12 protein-coding genes are annotated in these 15736 nt (G+C 43.0%); 10 read left to right on the forward strand and 2 right to left on the reverse strand.

Features of this window, described 5'->3' with window-relative positions; translation table 11 throughout:
* The first annotated feature begins 84 nt into the window (after positions 1-84).
* From JMY02_RS09050 to hisC, 6 genes are all read left to right on the forward strand, one after another.
* A complete protein-coding gene (locus tag JMY02_RS09050; RefSeq protein ID WP_201597361.1) occupies positions 85-1029 on the forward strand; it encodes an alpha/beta hydrolase in 945 nt (314 codons plus the stop codon).
* Between the two features lie 198 nt (positions 1030-1227).
* Positions 1228-1473 (forward strand): BolA/IbaG family iron-sulfur metabolism protein, encoded by a 246-nt coding sequence (locus JMY02_RS09055; RefSeq protein WP_025652491.1) that lies wholly within the window; start codon positions 1228-1230, stop codon positions 1471-1473.
* A gap of 106 nt (positions 1474-1579) precedes the next feature.
* Positions 1580-2848, forward strand: coding sequence for a UDP-N-acetylglucosamine 1-carboxyvinyltransferase (murA, locus tag JMY02_RS09060; RefSeq protein WP_201597363.1), 1269 nt, complete (start codon positions 1580-1582; stop codon positions 2846-2848).
* A 143-nt stretch (positions 2849-2991) separates the two neighbouring features.
* Positions 2992-3687: an ATP phosphoribosyltransferase gene (gene hisG, locus JMY02_RS09065; RefSeq protein ID WP_201597370.1), complete on the forward strand. Its 696-nt coding sequence runs from the start codon at positions 2992-2994 to the stop codon at positions 3685-3687.
* A 429-nt stretch (positions 3688-4116) separates the two neighbouring features.
* Positions 4117-5412, forward strand: coding sequence for a histidinol dehydrogenase (gene hisD / locus JMY02_RS09070; protein ID WP_201597372.1), 1296 nt, complete (start codon positions 4117-4119; stop codon positions 5410-5412).
* Positions 5413-5499: 87 nt separating this feature from the next.
* Positions 5500-6633, forward strand: coding sequence for a histidinol-phosphate transaminase (hisC, locus tag JMY02_RS09075; protein ID WP_201597374.1), 1134 nt, complete (start codon positions 5500-5502; stop codon positions 6631-6633).
* 117 nt (positions 6634-6750) lie between these two features.
* Here the strand turns inward: hisC and JMY02_RS09080 are convergent, their stop codons facing one another.
* Together JMY02_RS09080 and JMY02_RS09085 are read right to left on the reverse strand one after the other, a co-directional pair.
* Positions 6751-8496 (reverse strand): anthranilate synthase component I family protein, encoded by a 1746-nt coding sequence (locus JMY02_RS09080; RefSeq protein WP_201597375.1) that lies wholly within the window; start codon positions 8494-8496, stop codon positions 6751-6753.
* 3 nt (positions 8497-8499) lie between these two features.
* The gene (locus tag JMY02_RS09085) at positions 8500-9735 is read right to left on the reverse strand and encodes a beta-ketoacyl-ACP synthase II (protein ID WP_201597377.1); all 1236 of its coding nucleotides are present in this window, start codon (positions 9733-9735) and stop codon (positions 8500-8502) included.
* 533 nt (positions 9736-10268) lie between these two features.
* Here JMY02_RS09085 and JMY02_RS09090 point away from each other — a divergent pair.
* From JMY02_RS09090 to fusA, 4 genes are all read left to right on the forward strand, one after another.
* A complete protein-coding gene (locus tag JMY02_RS09090) occupies positions 10269-11465 on the forward strand; it encodes an EcsC family protein (RefSeq protein WP_201597379.1) in 1197 nt (398 codons plus the stop codon).
* Between the two features lie 453 nt (positions 11466-11918).
* Positions 11919-12293, forward strand: coding sequence for a 30S ribosomal protein S12 (rpsL, locus tag JMY02_RS09095; protein ID WP_011281154.1), 375 nt, complete (start codon positions 11919-11921; stop codon positions 12291-12293).
* 221 nt (positions 12294-12514) lie between these two features.
* Positions 12515-12988: a 30S ribosomal protein S7 gene (gene rpsG / locus JMY02_RS09100; protein WP_021814163.1), complete on the forward strand. Its 474-nt coding sequence runs from the start codon at positions 12515-12517 to the stop codon at positions 12986-12988.
* Between the two features lie 342 nt (positions 12989-13330).
* Positions 13331-15457, forward strand: coding sequence for an elongation factor G (gene fusA / locus JMY02_RS09105; RefSeq protein ID WP_201597381.1), 2127 nt, complete (start codon positions 13331-13333; stop codon positions 15455-15457).
* The last annotated feature ends 279 nt before the right edge of the window (positions 15458-15736 follow it).

Raw genomic sequence — 15736 nt, forward strand, 5'->3', positions numbered from 1 at the left:
TAGATAAGGCCGCGTCAACAGTACCGCAAATGGTCATCATTCTACTTACCAATCATTGACTGACATATAATAGGAATACTGGCTATGAAGGGTTCAAGTAAAGGCACAGCAAAAACCAAAGCACATACATTGACAGGGGTAGGCGTTACGGCCGCATTAGCGATAGGCGGCATTGCGCTGGCCACGCAGCAAGCACAAGCGTTATCAGCGCTGGCTATCGTCAATGGCATCACCGCAAATGGTGGTGTTGGTGTGAGCAAAGACATTTTATATGGCAATGAACCCTCACAAGATTTAGATATTTACTATCCAAAACCTTTAGCGCAAGCCATGAAAACCCAAAGTGTGGTAGAGACGACGTATCCTATGGTGGTATTTGTCCATGGCGGCTCATGGGAAAGTGGTAACAAAGAAGAATATGCGTTTGTTGGACAAAGTTTGGCGCAAGCAGGCTATGTCACGGCCGTAATCAATTACCGTAAAGCGCCTGAGCACGTATACCCTGATTATGTAAAAGACGCGGCGCAAGCGATAGCATGGAGTTATGATAATGCCAAAAGCTTTCACGCTGATCCTGAGCGTTTAGCCGTCATAGGACATTCTGCTGGCGCGTTCAATGCTGTTGCTGCAGTCGCTAACGAGGACTTTTTAGCGCCCTATGGTATTCAACCAAAAGATCTTGCTGCGGTTATTGGTATTGCTGGGCCTTACAGCTATGATTTCCGTCAATTTAGTAGTGCGACAGCGTTTGGTGCCGACGCGACTCCCGATACGGTTATGCCAGATCGCCAAATCAAAGGTGCACAGCCACCTTACTTATTATTGACCGCCGAAAAAGACAAGGTGGTTCATGCCACCAATAGTATTAAAATGACCAACGCGCTACAAAAAGCGGGTGTCATTGTTGAAATTGGGGAAATAAAAGGTGCGAGTCATGCTACCAGTATTGGCGCAATAGCGACGCCACTACGCTGGGTTAATGATGTTCGCGCCCAAGTATTAACCTATTTAGACAAAACGCTAAAATAATCCATACGGTCGTGTAGCTACTTTATAGTCAGTTCAGCATTAGAATATATCTATTTTATTTAGAGTCGACTATGCGCTATTACTTCTACTTCCAAGCAGTTGCGTAAGACAGTACTGTAAGATGCGCAAACTCTTGTTATAATATTGGCACTTTAAATTTCCACCCCACTTTACTGTAAGGCAGAATATTCTATGAGCATGAACGCTGATGATCTGATCGCATTTTTACAAACTCATTTCCCAGATGCTTTTATTCAAGCTGCCAATCAAGGCAATAAGTTTGATGTACGCGTGGTCGATGCTAGCTTTGAAGGCAAACGTGCCGTTCAGCGCCAGCAAGCGATCTATGCACTCGTCAATGATAAGATTGCGAGTGGCGATATTCATGCGCTCAATATTCAAGCATTAACGCCTGCTGAGTGGGATGTTCAATCAAAAGGCTAACTCATTATTTATAGGATTAAACTTCATAAAATAGATTGCTTAGACGATCAGTTTTAGAGGGTTTGGTTTTCATTGTTTTTATACTTATCGCTAGGTTGTCATGTTTATGGATCAATTTTTAATCACCGGTAGTAGTCGTATCGCAGGGGAAGTTACTATTTCTGGCGCTAAAAATGCCGCTTTGCCGTTATTGGCAGCCATGATATTGGCTGAAACTCCAACGACATTGCATAATGTGCCGTCATTACAAGATGTACGGACATTGATTGAATTGATCGGCGGCATGGGTATCCATATCCAAAAACAAGACGATACGGTTACTTGTGATACCAAAAACATCGATAATTTTTATGCGCCGTATGATTTGGTAAAAACCATGCGCGCATCGATTTTGGTGTTGGGGCCATTGTTGGCACGTTTTGGTGAGGCAGAAGTGTCATTGCCGGGCGGCTGTGCGATTGGTTCGCGTCCGGTTGATCAGCATCTTAAAGCGTTTGAAGCAATGGGCGCTGAGATTAGCGTCGAAAATGGCTATGTAAAAGCGCGAGCACCAAAAGGTGGCAGATTGCTTGGGTGCCATTTCTCATTTGATATGATTACTGTTGGCGGTACTGAAAACGTCATCATGGCAGCAGCGCTTGCCAAAGGTACGACGGTCTTGGGCAACTGTGCGTTAGAGCCAGAAGTCGTCGATTTGGCCAATATGTTGGTTGCCATGGGCGCTAAAATTAGCGGCATCGGTACAGCAACCATGACCATCGAAGGCGTTGAGCGTCTGCATGGCTGTGAGTATTCGGTGGTAGCGGATCGCATCGAGACAGGTTCATATCTTGCTGGCGCATTGATGACGCGCGGTGATGTATTAACCAAAAAAACCACGGCGTCTTTATTACATCCTGTACTTGAAAAATTTGAAGCCATGGGTGCAATTATTACTACGGGCGATGATTGGATTCGGGCGCAGATGAAAGGGCGTCCAAAGCCAGTTGATATTCGCACTCAGCCACATCCCGGCTTTCCAACAGATATGCAAGCTCAGCTTATGGCGATTTGTTGCTTAGCCGATGGCACCAGCACTATTATCGAAAATATCTTCGAAAATCGCTACATGCATGTTCCTGAACTGAATCGCTTGGGTGCTTCTATTCAAGTAGATGGTCATACAGCGGTGGTCAAAGGTGTCGAAAAATTCACTGCCGCTCCTGTAATGGCAACGGATTTGCGAGCATCTATGTCATTGGTAATGGCTGCAGCGACTGCTGAAGGTGATAGCTTAATTGATCGTATCTATCATATTGATCGTGGTTACGAAGATGTCGAAAATAAACTACGCGCCCTTGGCGTTACTATCGAGCGTATCAATACCAACGACTGATATGAATAGTCTTATCAAGTGAAATTTGATAGGCGAATTATTGATAGTAGTTGCATTGTAAAATTAATTAAAAGTTTGGCGTTATAAAATTAAAAAAATCCTCTCTAGTGAGGATGCCCACTGTATATGGACATGATGTCATTATGACTGAAGCAACCAAACCAATACCCGCCAGCGGTTTATTGAACGAAGTAAATAATGAGTTCTCAGGCTTAACGCTGGCCTTATCAAAGGGTCGTATTTTAGAAGAGACTATGCCATTGCTACGCGCAGCTGGTGTCGACTTACTAGAAGATCCTGAAGCGTCGCGCAAACTTATTTTTCCAACCTCAAATCCCAATGTGCGTGTATTGATTTTGCGTGCCAGCGATGTACCAACCTATGTAGAGCATGGTGCTGCTGATTTTGGGGTGGCGGGTAAGGATGTCTTGCTCGAGCATGGCGCCAATCATGTTTATGAGTTACTTGATTTGCAGATTGCTCAGTGTAAGTTGATGACTGCTGGTGTCAAAGGTGCGCCACTACCTAATCGTCGTTTGCGTATCGCCACCAAATATGTCAATGTTGCCCGGGCTTATTTTGCTAGCCAAGGTCAACAAGTAGATGTCATCAAGCTTTACGGCTCCATGGAGCTTGCACCATTGGTTGGCTTGGGTGATTTAATCGTCGATGTGGTCGATACTGGCAACACCTTGCGCGCCAATGGCCTTGAAGCACGCGACCATATCTGTGACGTCTCCTCACGTCTGATCGTTAATCAAGTTAGTTATAAGCGCAAATTTGCTTTACTTGAACCGATTTTGGACAGCTTCAAAAACAGTATCGCTAGCGCTTCATGAGTCAGCGGTAATCATTGATAATACAAAGCTTCGTTATACAAATTTTCAAACCAGTTTGGCGTTCTATGATAGATATAGCGTGCTAAACTGGTTTTGTTGTCTTTGTACCAAACCCAAAAAATACGAGTAACCGGATTAAGCGCTTAGCCTACCATGCGTGGTACTTGTGCTCACTTTTCTTACTACTCTGATCTTTGGGATTGGTATTACTTGCCAGAAAACAAAAGCCCAGTATAATCTAAGTGATATGCCAGTATAATTAAGTGAAAAGATAATAAATACGCTGATATATCATTGATCCACTTTAAAAAGGTTACTGTTCTGCTGGTGTGAATTTTATACAGCCGCTATATAAACTATAGCTTGTAGCAATTTTTTATTTTTTACATTCTTATAACCGTGTTCTATGTTTAACCACAGGATTCAGTCATGCGCCAATTAAGTACTCAAGATGCCGATTTTGACAGTCAATTGACCCAATTGCTTGCTTTTGAAACCGTCAATGATGCCGATTTATTAAAGACCGTTGACGATATCATTGCGCAAGTGCGTCATGATGGTGATAGCGCGGTACTGGCGTTGACCAAGCAGTTTGATCAGCATCCAGCATCGACGATACAAGAGCTAGAGCTTTCTCAAGAATCACTTGCTGAAGCGTTTGCCAATCTTGATGATAAAATAAAAACAGCATTGACCACAGCAGCAACGCGTGTGCAGACTTTTCATGAACGCCAAGTACAGGAGACGTGGCAGTATGAAGATGAGCTAGGCAATCGCTTGGGTCAAAAAGTCACGCCACTGGATCGCGTGGGTATTTATGTGCCGGGCGGCCTTGCCTCGTATCCTTCTTCTGTGTTGATGAATGCCATTCCAGCCAAAGTGGCTGGCGTCGCTGAGGTCATTATGGTCGTGCCAGCCCCAAATGGCGTACTAAATCCTTTGGTATTGGCAGCGGCGCATTTGGCGCAAGTTGATCGCGTTTTTACCATTGGCGGGGCACAGGCTGTGGCAGCACTGGCTTATGGGACGGAAACGATTCCAGCAGTAGACAAGATCACAGGACCCGGTAATAAATACGTCGCGGCGGCCAAACGTGCAGTATTTGGCCAAGTCGGTATTGATATGATTGCTGGCCCCTCTGAAGTGTTGGTCTACGCAGAAGGCGAGGCGCAAGACCGCGCTGACTGGTTAGCGATGGATTTATTGTCACAAGCAGAGCACGACCGTATCGCGCAGGCCATCTTTGTCACGACAAGTAGAGAGCAATTAGAAGCAGTTGCTACTGAGATAGAAAAAGCATTGGCAGAATTGCCAAAAGCTGATATCGCTCGTGATTCGCTAAAAAACCGTGGTGCGCTTATTTTAGTGAAAGACAGAGCAGAAGGCATGGCACTAATCAACCGAATTGCGCCTGAGCATTTAGAGTTATCCGTTGATGACCCTGATGTGCTTCTTGCGGATATTCGTCACGCTGGCGCTATCTTTATGGGTCGTCATACACCAGAGGCGATTGGCGACTACTGTGCAGGGCCGAATCATGTACTACCGACATCCGGTACTGCCCGTTTTTCTTCGCCGCTAGGGGTTTATGACTTCCAGAAGAAATCATCCATTATTTATTGTAGTGAAGCTGGCAGTAAGCCGTTGGCAGAAACGGCAGATATTTTAGCGCAACGTGAGGATCTAGAAGCCCATGCGCGTTCGGCTCGTTACCGTTATCAGTAATATGTTTTGGTACTTTTAAAAACCACCTTAAAAATTACTTTTGGAATTTATTGTTAATAGCCCTTATTGCTAATAGTAGGATAATTTATGAGTGAGTTAAAGACAGACACCAGACTTTGGTCATCCAAAGCACGCAATTTATCACCTTATATCCCAGGTGAGCAGCCGCAACATGACAATTTATGCAAATTAAATACCAACGAAAATCCATTTCCGCCCTCACCAAAAGTAGGAGAAGCAATCGCTAAAGTTTTGGAGCAGCAGGCGGATGAACTGCGTTTGTATCCAGCGCCTGAGTCTGATGATTTGCGTGCCGCATTGGCACAACTGTATGATCTCGATATCAATCAAGTATTCGTGGGTAATGGCTCGGATGAAGTGTTGGCACTGGTGTTCGCAAGCTTCTTTATGAAAGAGCGACCGATATTAGCACCTGATATTAGCTATAGCTTTTATCCAGTATATGCGCAGACATTTGGTGTAGAGCTGGTACAAATCGCATTAGAAGAAGATTTCAGTATCGACCCCGATGCATATCGCCAGCCTTGTAGTGGTATCATTATTGCTAATCCCAATGCACCAACAGGCTTATTATTATCGCTTGCCGATATTCGTAAACTGGCTAGTGAGCATTCGAACGCAGTGGTTGTGATTGATGAGGCTTATATCGATTTTGCGCAGATAAAAGATGGCGAGTCAGATGCTCAGGTCTCAGCAGTGAGCTTAATCAATGACTGCGATAATATTCTAGTGACGCAGACCTTTTCAAAATCACGTTCACTTGCTGGATTGCGTGTCGGTATGGCTTTTGGCAACCCGTCATTGATTGAAGCACTAACGCGTATGAAAAACAGTTTTAACAGCTACCCATTGGATAAGTTAGCGCAAGCGGGTGCGACTGCCAGTGTGTTAGATACCGATTATTTTGAGCAAACCCGTCAGCAGGTCATCGACTTACGCACATCATTGACGGCAGAATTGACTGCACTAGGCTATAAAGTATTGCCATCGCATGCCAACTTTGTGTTTGTCCGTCCTAAAGATGGCAATGCGAGTGCGGTCGCCACTACATTGCGTGAGCAGGGTATTATCGTTCGGCATTTTGATAAGCCACGCATTGCAGATTACCTACGTATTACGGTTGGTACGGCAGAGCAGAATCAGCGTTTGATTGATGCTTTAAAAGAGCTACATATAGATACTGGCGTTACAGCTGGTTAATGACTTGATTGCTATGTCTATATCGATTGATGTTACCAATGAGTGTTAAAGACAAGCCTGCTAACGTAATGTTGAGCAGGCTTTATTTTTGATTATTTCTTAAGACAATACTTAATTTTATTTGCTCAGATTATCTTGGGCAAGTACTGATAGCAGATTACCCACTTTATCTAAGCACTCCTGATGTTCAGCATCGCAATCAGAAGCGATAGTAATACCGCCGCCAGCCCATAAATTGATGTATCTTTCTTTATCTAATTCATTGTCTGGTGAGATACTGGCTTGCAGTGTGCGAATCAGCACATTCCATTGACCACTACCATCAAAATTCATATAACCCATGGTGCCGCAGTAAGCACCGCGCGGGGCTGTTTCTAATTCAGAAATAATTTCAACTGCCCGCTTTTTGGGCGTGCCAGTGATGGAGCCGGCAGGTAGACTGCCAAATAATACCGTCAGTGGATGGGTATCGGCCTTTAGCTCAGCGCTGATGGTGCTGACCATATGATGAACATTGCTAAAACTTTCGATCGCAAATAATTTTGGTACTTTCACGCTACCTATCTTTGCATATTTACCCAAATCATTGCGCAGTAAATCCACGATCATGACGTTTTCGGCACGATCTTTTTCGCTGTTAATGAGTTGTTGTTTATACAACTCATCTTTCTCATCAGTGTTGCCACGAGGCATAGTACCTTTGATAGGTTTGGTGAGAATATGATGCTTGCCGTTGTTATGATTTTTGGTAAAAGTAAAAAATAGCTCAGGTGAGCAGCTTAACAATTCAAAATGGCTTTGTTGTTCAGTCATTTTATTTGGTTTAGTAGTACAGTCTTGCCTATTGGCATGGGTTTTATCGCCCATATATTTGGTGCTCAAATACCCTGCAAATGGCGCATGGGTATTACGATGCAGACTGGGTAAGTAATCAATGAGGGTGGAGAGGGGTTCATCACGTTTGTCTTGATGAGAAAGACAGCCATACCATTCTTGAGTCAGATTGATTTGATAGCAATCACCTTGCTCTAAATAGTTTTGGGTTTGATTAAAGGCGTGCTGGTAATGATGCTTATGCCATCGTGCTGTTAGCATTAAAGGAGTCGGCTTTAATAATGTTTCAAACTCCGCCTGATTAAGATGTTTATCAGACAATTTTTTATCTAAAGCATCTAAATAGGAGGTTAGCGCTGCGACGAATTCGTTCTTTTTCTTATTATCACTCTCACCGAAATAATTATGGGTTTCGTTCACAGTTAATGTCCAAGCAGAGTCACTATATTCATCAATTGGTGTCAGATAAATATCATATTGTCCCAATACGGCACAAGGCTGCGCTGCCAGTTTAATATCAGCAGTTGGACTTAGGTCACGCGCGGCCATGTCATAACCGATAAAACCTATTAGCCCATGATGGTAGCTTGGTTTGTTATTTGCTTTACTCGATGATTTTGAATCATTGCTATGATTGTCATAGGTTTGACTATAAGTAATTAACTCGTGCTGCCATACAGCATAGCTCATATGGGTTGTTGTGATGGCGTTGTGCTTAGGATTATGAGAAAGATAAGCATCACGGCAATGTTTGATGACTTTATAAGGCGTTGATGATTCATTAGACAGTGTGTGATGGGTAGGATAAACCGACCAGCTGGTTTTAGGCAGCAAACCAATCACTGGTCTGCCATCATTATTGAGCCAAACCAGTTGCCAGTTCGCCTCAGTATCTTGCGCTGCTAGATGCTTTTGTAATTGCGGCATCAATGCTGCCGCAGGCAAGTCACCAAAACGCCAGCTAGACTTAGTAGCTGGCGAGATGGCAGAAGCTGTTTGCTCCGTTGTATTATGATGTGCTGCAAGCATATGCTAAACGTCAAATTTTTTGATAATTAGGGTAGCGTTAGTACCACCAAAGCCAAAGCTATTGCTCATTAGCGTTTCAAGCTTGGCTTCACGCATTTGAGTGACGATATCAAAGCCTTCAGCGGCAGGATCTAATTCTTCAACATTAATACTTGGGGCAATAAAACCTTCTTTTAGCATCAATAAGCAATAAATGAGCTCTTGCGCACCGACCGCACCCAAGCTATGGCCTGTCATAGATTTGGTCGAGCTGATAGCGGGTACTTTACTGACATCATCACCAAAAACTTTGGCAATGGCTTTAAGCTCAGTCATATCACCGAGTGGCGTGCTCGTACCGTGGCTATTGATGTAATCGACAGATTGTAGACCCGCTTCAGCCAATGCTTGTTGCATACAACGTACAGCACCTTCACCACTTGGAGCGACCATTTCTGCGCCATCAGAGCTGGCACCATAACCGACGATTTCGGCTAAAATATTGGCGCCACGTGCTTGGGCATGCTCTAAACTTTCAACGACAACCATAGCACCGCCAGCGGCAATCACAAAACCGTCACGATTCTTGTCATAAGCTCTTGATGCCCGTGTTGGCGTGTCATTATATTGAGTGCTAACCGCACCCATGGCATCAAACATGCAAGACTGCGTCCAATGCTCGGATTCACTACCGCCAGCCAGCACCACGTCGGCTTTGCCTAGCTGAATCAGCTCAGCGGCATGACCGATACAATGGGTTGACGTTGCGCAGGCAGAAGCGAGAGAGTAAGAAACCCCTTGGATTTTTAGACCTGTTGCCAGTGCTGCTGATACCGAGCTGCCCATGGTTTTTGGCACAGCCATAGCGCCGACACCGCGAAGGCCTTTTTCGCGCATAGCGTCCACAGCATTAACGATATTTTCTGTCGATGCACCGCCCGAGCTCGCTACTAAGCCCACACGTGGATTACTATTAATAGTCTCAAGGGATAAACCTGAGTGCTCAATCGCGTTCAATGCGCTAACATAAGCATAGAGACTGGCATCACTAAAAAACCGCTTCAATTTACGATCGATACCGCTGGTATCAAGCATTGATTGATCGATACTGCCACTAACATGTGACTTAAACTCATGCTCAGCATAAGAGTCATTGAACGTAATACCAGACTTTCCTTCTTTAAGAGCAGTAGTGACCGTGGCTAAATCATGTCCGATACAAGAGACAATCCCTGCTCCAGTGATAACGACGCGACGCATATTCTATTCCTTATGAGTAACGATTTGCAGCTATTGACATGCAATAATCGTTGTAAATCTATATATGAGGTTTAACTATTAATTAATTTGAGCATTATAGTGAAAAAATAGTCTATGTAGATAACGATAGCATGAATTAAAGTAACTACAGTATATTAAAGACGATATCAATTCAGTGTACAATTATGCTCTAACTTACGGCACATGATAACGTATCAAGCATTGAAAATCTTTGGACAAGTGTAAAATAATGGCGAGATAGCCTCTATGGCTACAAGGTAATGAGAAAGTGAGTGGCTATGAAGCCCTTTTATTCAAGCAGTTGCTTTGCTATTTATGAAAAACAATGTGGGTGAACTAAAGGCTATGGTTAAGTTAGACAAAAATTAAGTTATACTTTTAGATACAAAATTTGTGATAGCAATAACATTGTTCGCACTGACATCAACCACAGTGGTTCGCTAGAATGACACAGTCAGTATTTTTATATAATAAAACAAAATTAAACTTCTTCTTTATTAAAGGATATTCCGATGGCGAAGCGTAGCACTCTCTCTAAAAGCATCAATACTGTAGGATCTTTTACGCGTAATAACTTAGAGCGTATGGGCGCTTTGATCGATGGTATGAATGCTAAAACCAGCAAGCCGCGTCAATATAAAGCGGTTAATTTGGGCGATGAAGACTATCAGCAAGATTTATTTCGGGAGCAAACGTTGAAGGCGACTCAGCAGTTGCTGGGGCCACGTTTTGCAACTTATGGTAAATATGCCAAAAAAGTGGTACCAAACAGTTTTTTTCAATCGACAGTCGATGGGGCTTTCGCTCAAGTAGCCAAACTTGCGTCTAATTGGAGTCAAATTGATTTGCCTAATGAGCATCGGTTTGCCAGTGTCGCAAGCTTAGATGATGAAGAGCGTTATGCATTAGCCACCGATATCGCCAATCAAAACCGCGCATTGGCGACGATGGGTGGCTTGACTGGTCTAGCTGGGCTTCCGGGTATGTTGGCTGATACATTGTGGCTATTGTTGGTATCGTTACGAACTATTTATCAGTTGGGTGCTGTATATAACAAGCCACTGACAGGTAAACAAGGTATCAAAATGGCTTATGAGTTGCTCTCAAATGCTGACCTAAGCAAAATGCAAGAGAAGCAAGCCTTACTTGCGGGTATTGGTATTGGCAAAGGTCTACTCGATAATGCTCAAAGCAACGGTTTACATAGTGAGCTTAAAAACTTAGGCCTGAAAAATAAAAACGTTAATTTTTATGCTGAGCAAATTGATAGTATTGCCAGTCAAGTTGGCATCGATTTGGATCAAATCAATTTGTCATGGGTGCGTCGTTTCTTACCAGCCACCGCCGTCATCATTGGTATGCGCTATAACAGCCAATTGATTGATGAGGTTATTGGTGTGGCTCAAGCAACTTTTGCGCCAGATGCAAAACTTGCTAACCGCGCTATCACAGATGATAGTAGTAATGAAGCAGCGGTTAAAAAATCTACTGACAGCAATGAGCAAGAAGACAGCAGTGAGCAAGAAGACAGTAAAAAGCAAGAAGACAGTAAAAAGCAAGAAAGCACTGAAAGCGACGACACACAAACAAAAGACAAAACGAAAAAAGCTGTTGATAAGGAAAATGACAAACAGAAAGATAACGTTGATGAATCATCCGATGACACATCAGGTCAGGTAGATAAAGTCACCGACAAGTCAAGCAAGTAAACAGAATCTGCACGTCTATTTTTATATGGTCTTCTTTTAACCAAACTAGCAAAGTTGGAATCAGCTAGTTAACTGTCTCTAATATTGGCGATACTATCTTATCTCTCTTGAAATATAAGATAGTATCGCCATCTAGTGCTCGCAGATTGCTATTTTTTAATACTCAATGCCTTACCTAAATCGCAAATGAACCTGCTTTTAATACCATATTCCATAACCCGTTTTTAAAGTTATTATCTAATTAAAAACAGAGAAAATGGTATCGAAATAGGTTGACTGCATATCTAACAAATATTGTAAAGCTCGACTACTCATAAGTGGTTGAAATAGCTGCAACAACTCTTTATAATACACTGTCCTAAAAATGGGTGCGCCAAAATCTGTCACTAACGTCAGATAGATGGTGTAATACTCCATTTTTTTGTTTTATACCAAACGGGAGAAGGATGCCTTATGGCAACAACTAACCAATTGATTCGTAAAGGCCGCAAAACCATCAAGGAAAAGTCAAAAGTTCCTGCGTTGGAAGCGTGCCCACAGCGTCGCGGTGTATGTACTCGTGTATATACTACCACGCCAAAAAAACCTAACTCAGCCATGCGTAAAGTATGTCGTGTACGTTTGACTTCAGGCTATGAAGTATCAAGCTACATCGGCGGCGAAGGTCATAACCTACAAGAGCACAGTGTTGTTCTTATCCGCGGTGGTCGTGTAAAAGATCTACCAGGTGTACGTTATCACACGGTTCGCGGTGCACTAGATTGCGCAGGCGTTAAAGACCGTAAGCAAGGTCGCTCTAAGTACGGTGCTAAGAAGCCTAAAGTTTAATAGCTAAACGTTATTAACTAAAGTTTTTTGCACTATCCAATAACTGTGCATGGGTTTGGTGTCAGCGGTAATATGATTGGTATACAAGTAATTTTATATCGATCAGCTACTTTTAAAACATACCACCATGCAGTAAGGCTAACTGACAACTCGTAACTATGTCTTATAGACAAGTGTGATGTTGTGAATGTTAGACACTCCTGAAGATAAGGAAATTTATTATGCCAAGACGTCGCGTCGTTGCTACCCGTGAGATCCTACCGGATCCTAAGTTTGGTAGCCAAACTGTTGCAAAATTCATCAACCATGTAATGAGTCATGGTAAAAAATCTACTGCTGAGCGTATCGTTTACGGTGCACTTGAAACAGTAAGTGAAAAGCGCAAGATCGAAGATCCAGTATCTTTTTTCGAAGAAGTGCTTGAAAATGTACGCCCAATGGTAGAAGTAAAAGCTCGTCGCGTCGGCGGTGCAACCTATCAAGTACCAATGGAAGTACGCCCCTCCCGTCGTACTGCATTGGCTATGCGTTGGTTAGCTGAAGCGGCTGCTAAGCGTTCTGAAAAATCAATGGCTTTGCGTTTAGCAGGCGAATTGAATGATGCTGCTGATGGCAAAGGCGCTGCTATGAAAAAGCGTGACGAAGTTCATCGCATGGCAGACGCTAACAAAGCATTCTCTCATTACCGTTTTTAAGCTACTGTTGAATAGTAGCTTTAGATTATTGGCTCACGTCAACTAATCTTAGATTGTTATTGATTCTATTGATTACCGCCATCATTAATCATGTTGTTAGTAGGGTTTATCCACTAGCATCTGAGATGGCGGATATCTATCTAGATGCCTTTCTGAAAATATATTTTTTAGCATAGAGCGTCCCAAATTTGATACCGCACTATTCTTAGTATTTGCTCTTTTTTTGTCCATTTTAGGCTCAATAATCAGTAAGTAATATTACGAAGCTGACAGCTTTGTCATAGAGTATGAGGTAGAGACACAATACATTATTATATACACGACTTTTCCTAGGAAAACACTATGGCTCGTAAAACTCCCCTAAACCGCTATCGCAATATTGGTATCTCAGCGCATATCGATGCTGGTAAGACAACCACTACTGAGCGTGTTTTATTCTATACCGGTGTTAGTCACAAAATTGGCGAAGTACATGATGGCGCAGCTACCATGGACTGGATGGAACAAGAACAAGAGCGCGGCATTACTATTACTTCAGCGGCAACAACTTGTTTTTGGTCAGGTATGGGAAAACAGTTTGACGAACACCGCATCAATATTATTGACACCCCTGGTCACGTTGATTTCACGATCGAAGTTGAACGTTCTATGCGTGTACTTGATGGCGCTTGCATGGTTTACTGTGCAGTAGGCGGTGTTCAGCCACAGTCTGAGACTGTATGGCGTCAGGCGAATAAATATAAGGTGCCACGTCTTGCATTTGTAAATAAAATGGATCGTGTTGGTGCTGATTTTTATCGCGTTATTGAGCAAATTAAAACTCGTCTTGGTGGTAAGCCAGTACCATTGGTTATCCCAATTGGCAAAGAAGATGACTTTGAAGGTGTTGTTGATCTAGTAACCATGAAAGCTATTTATTGGGATGAAGCGTCTCAAGGCATGGAATATGATGAACGTGACATCCCAACTGAACTACAAGAAAAAGCGGAAGAGTATCGCGAATATCTTGTAGAAAGTGCGGCTGAAGCAAACGAAGAGCTCATGAATGAGTATCTTGAGAATGGCGAATTGTCTGTAGAACAGATCCATGGTGCTATCCGTCAATTGACTATTGATAATGAAATTATTCCGCTACTTTGTGGTACTGCCTTTAAAAACAAGGGTGTACAAAAGATGCTGGATGCAGTTATTCAGTATCTTCCAGCGCCAATGGATGTACCTGCTATTAAAGGTATCCTTGATGACAAAGATGAAACTGAAGGCACCCGTGAAGCGTCAGATGAAGCACCATTTTCAGCTTTAGCGTTCAAAATTATGAATGACAAGTTCGTTGGTAACTTAACCTTCGTTCGTGTTTATTCAGGTGTTCTAAAGCAAGGTAGCAGCGTTTATAACCCAGTTAAAATGAAGCGTGAGCGTGTTGGCCGTATTGTACAGATGATGGCGAACTCTCAAGAAGAGCTTGCAGAAATTCGTACTGGTGATATCGCAGCATTAGTTGGCATGAAAGATGTAACGACTGGTGATACGCTATGTGACGAAAGCAATGTTATCACGCTTGAGCGCATGGAATTCCCAGATCCAGTTATCAGCCTAGCGGTTGAACCTAAGACCAAAGCTGACCAAGAAAGAATGTCAATTGCTTTAGGTCGTTTGGCAAAAGAAGATCCGTCATTCCGTGTACATACCGATGAAGAATCTGGTCAGACAATCATCAGCGGCATGGGTGAATTGCATTTAGAAATTCTAGTTGACCGTATGAAGCGTGAGTTTAACGTTGAAGCCAACATCGGTGCGCCGCAGGTTGCTTATCGTGAAACAATCCGTAGCACTGTTGAGCAAGAAGGCAAATTTGTACGTCAAACTGGTGGCCGTGGTAAATTTGGTCACGTTTGGTTACGCCTTGAGCCGCTTGATCCAGCAGGCGATGTTGAATACGAATTTGCTGAAGAAGTTGTTGGTGGTACTGTACCTAAAGAATTCCATGGTGCGGTCGACAAAGGTATTCAAGAGCGCATGAAAAATGGCGTACTTGCTGGCTATCCTGTTGTTGGCGTTAAAGCGACACTTTATGATGGTTCTTACCATGACGTCGACTCTGATGAGCTATCATTTAAGATGGCAGGCTCTATGGCCTTCAGAAAAGGCTTCTTAGCAGCTGATCCAGCACTACTTGAACCAATCATGAAAGTCGAAGTGGAAACACCTGAAGATTACATGGGCGATATCATGGGCGATCTTAACCGTCGTCGTGGTTTGGTACAGGGTATGGAAGACTTACCTGGTGGCACTAAGCAGATCCGTGCTGAAGTACCGTTATCAGAAATGTTTGGTTATGCCACGCAAATGCGCTCAATGTCACAAGGCCGTGCTACTTATTCAATGGAATTCCAGAAATATGCGGAAATTCCAAAATCAGTTGCTGCTGAAATCATCTCTAAATTTAATTCTAAAGATGATGACGAATAAATAAAAATCTATTAAATATGACAATATAGGACGTGTTTCTATGTTGTCAGTATAGAATGCACCAATAACTTGTTAAAAGACTTGTTATTGGTCGCGATTTTCTTATAATATCTGCACATTACTATGTGCACAATTTTAACACTTATCTTAAGTGGTCAAGATTGTCTTAGTTATCGTATTGATACGAACCAAGCATTTGACCCCAAAAAAAGAGGAAATACCCATGGCAAAGGCCAAGTTTGAACGCAAAAAGCCACACGTCAACGTCGGCACCATCGG

Origin of the sequence: Psychrobacter vallis (assembly GCF_904846715.1) — a bacterium.
Classification (GTDB): Bacteria; Pseudomonadota; Gammaproteobacteria; order Pseudomonadales; family Moraxellaceae; genus Psychrobacter; species Psychrobacter vallis.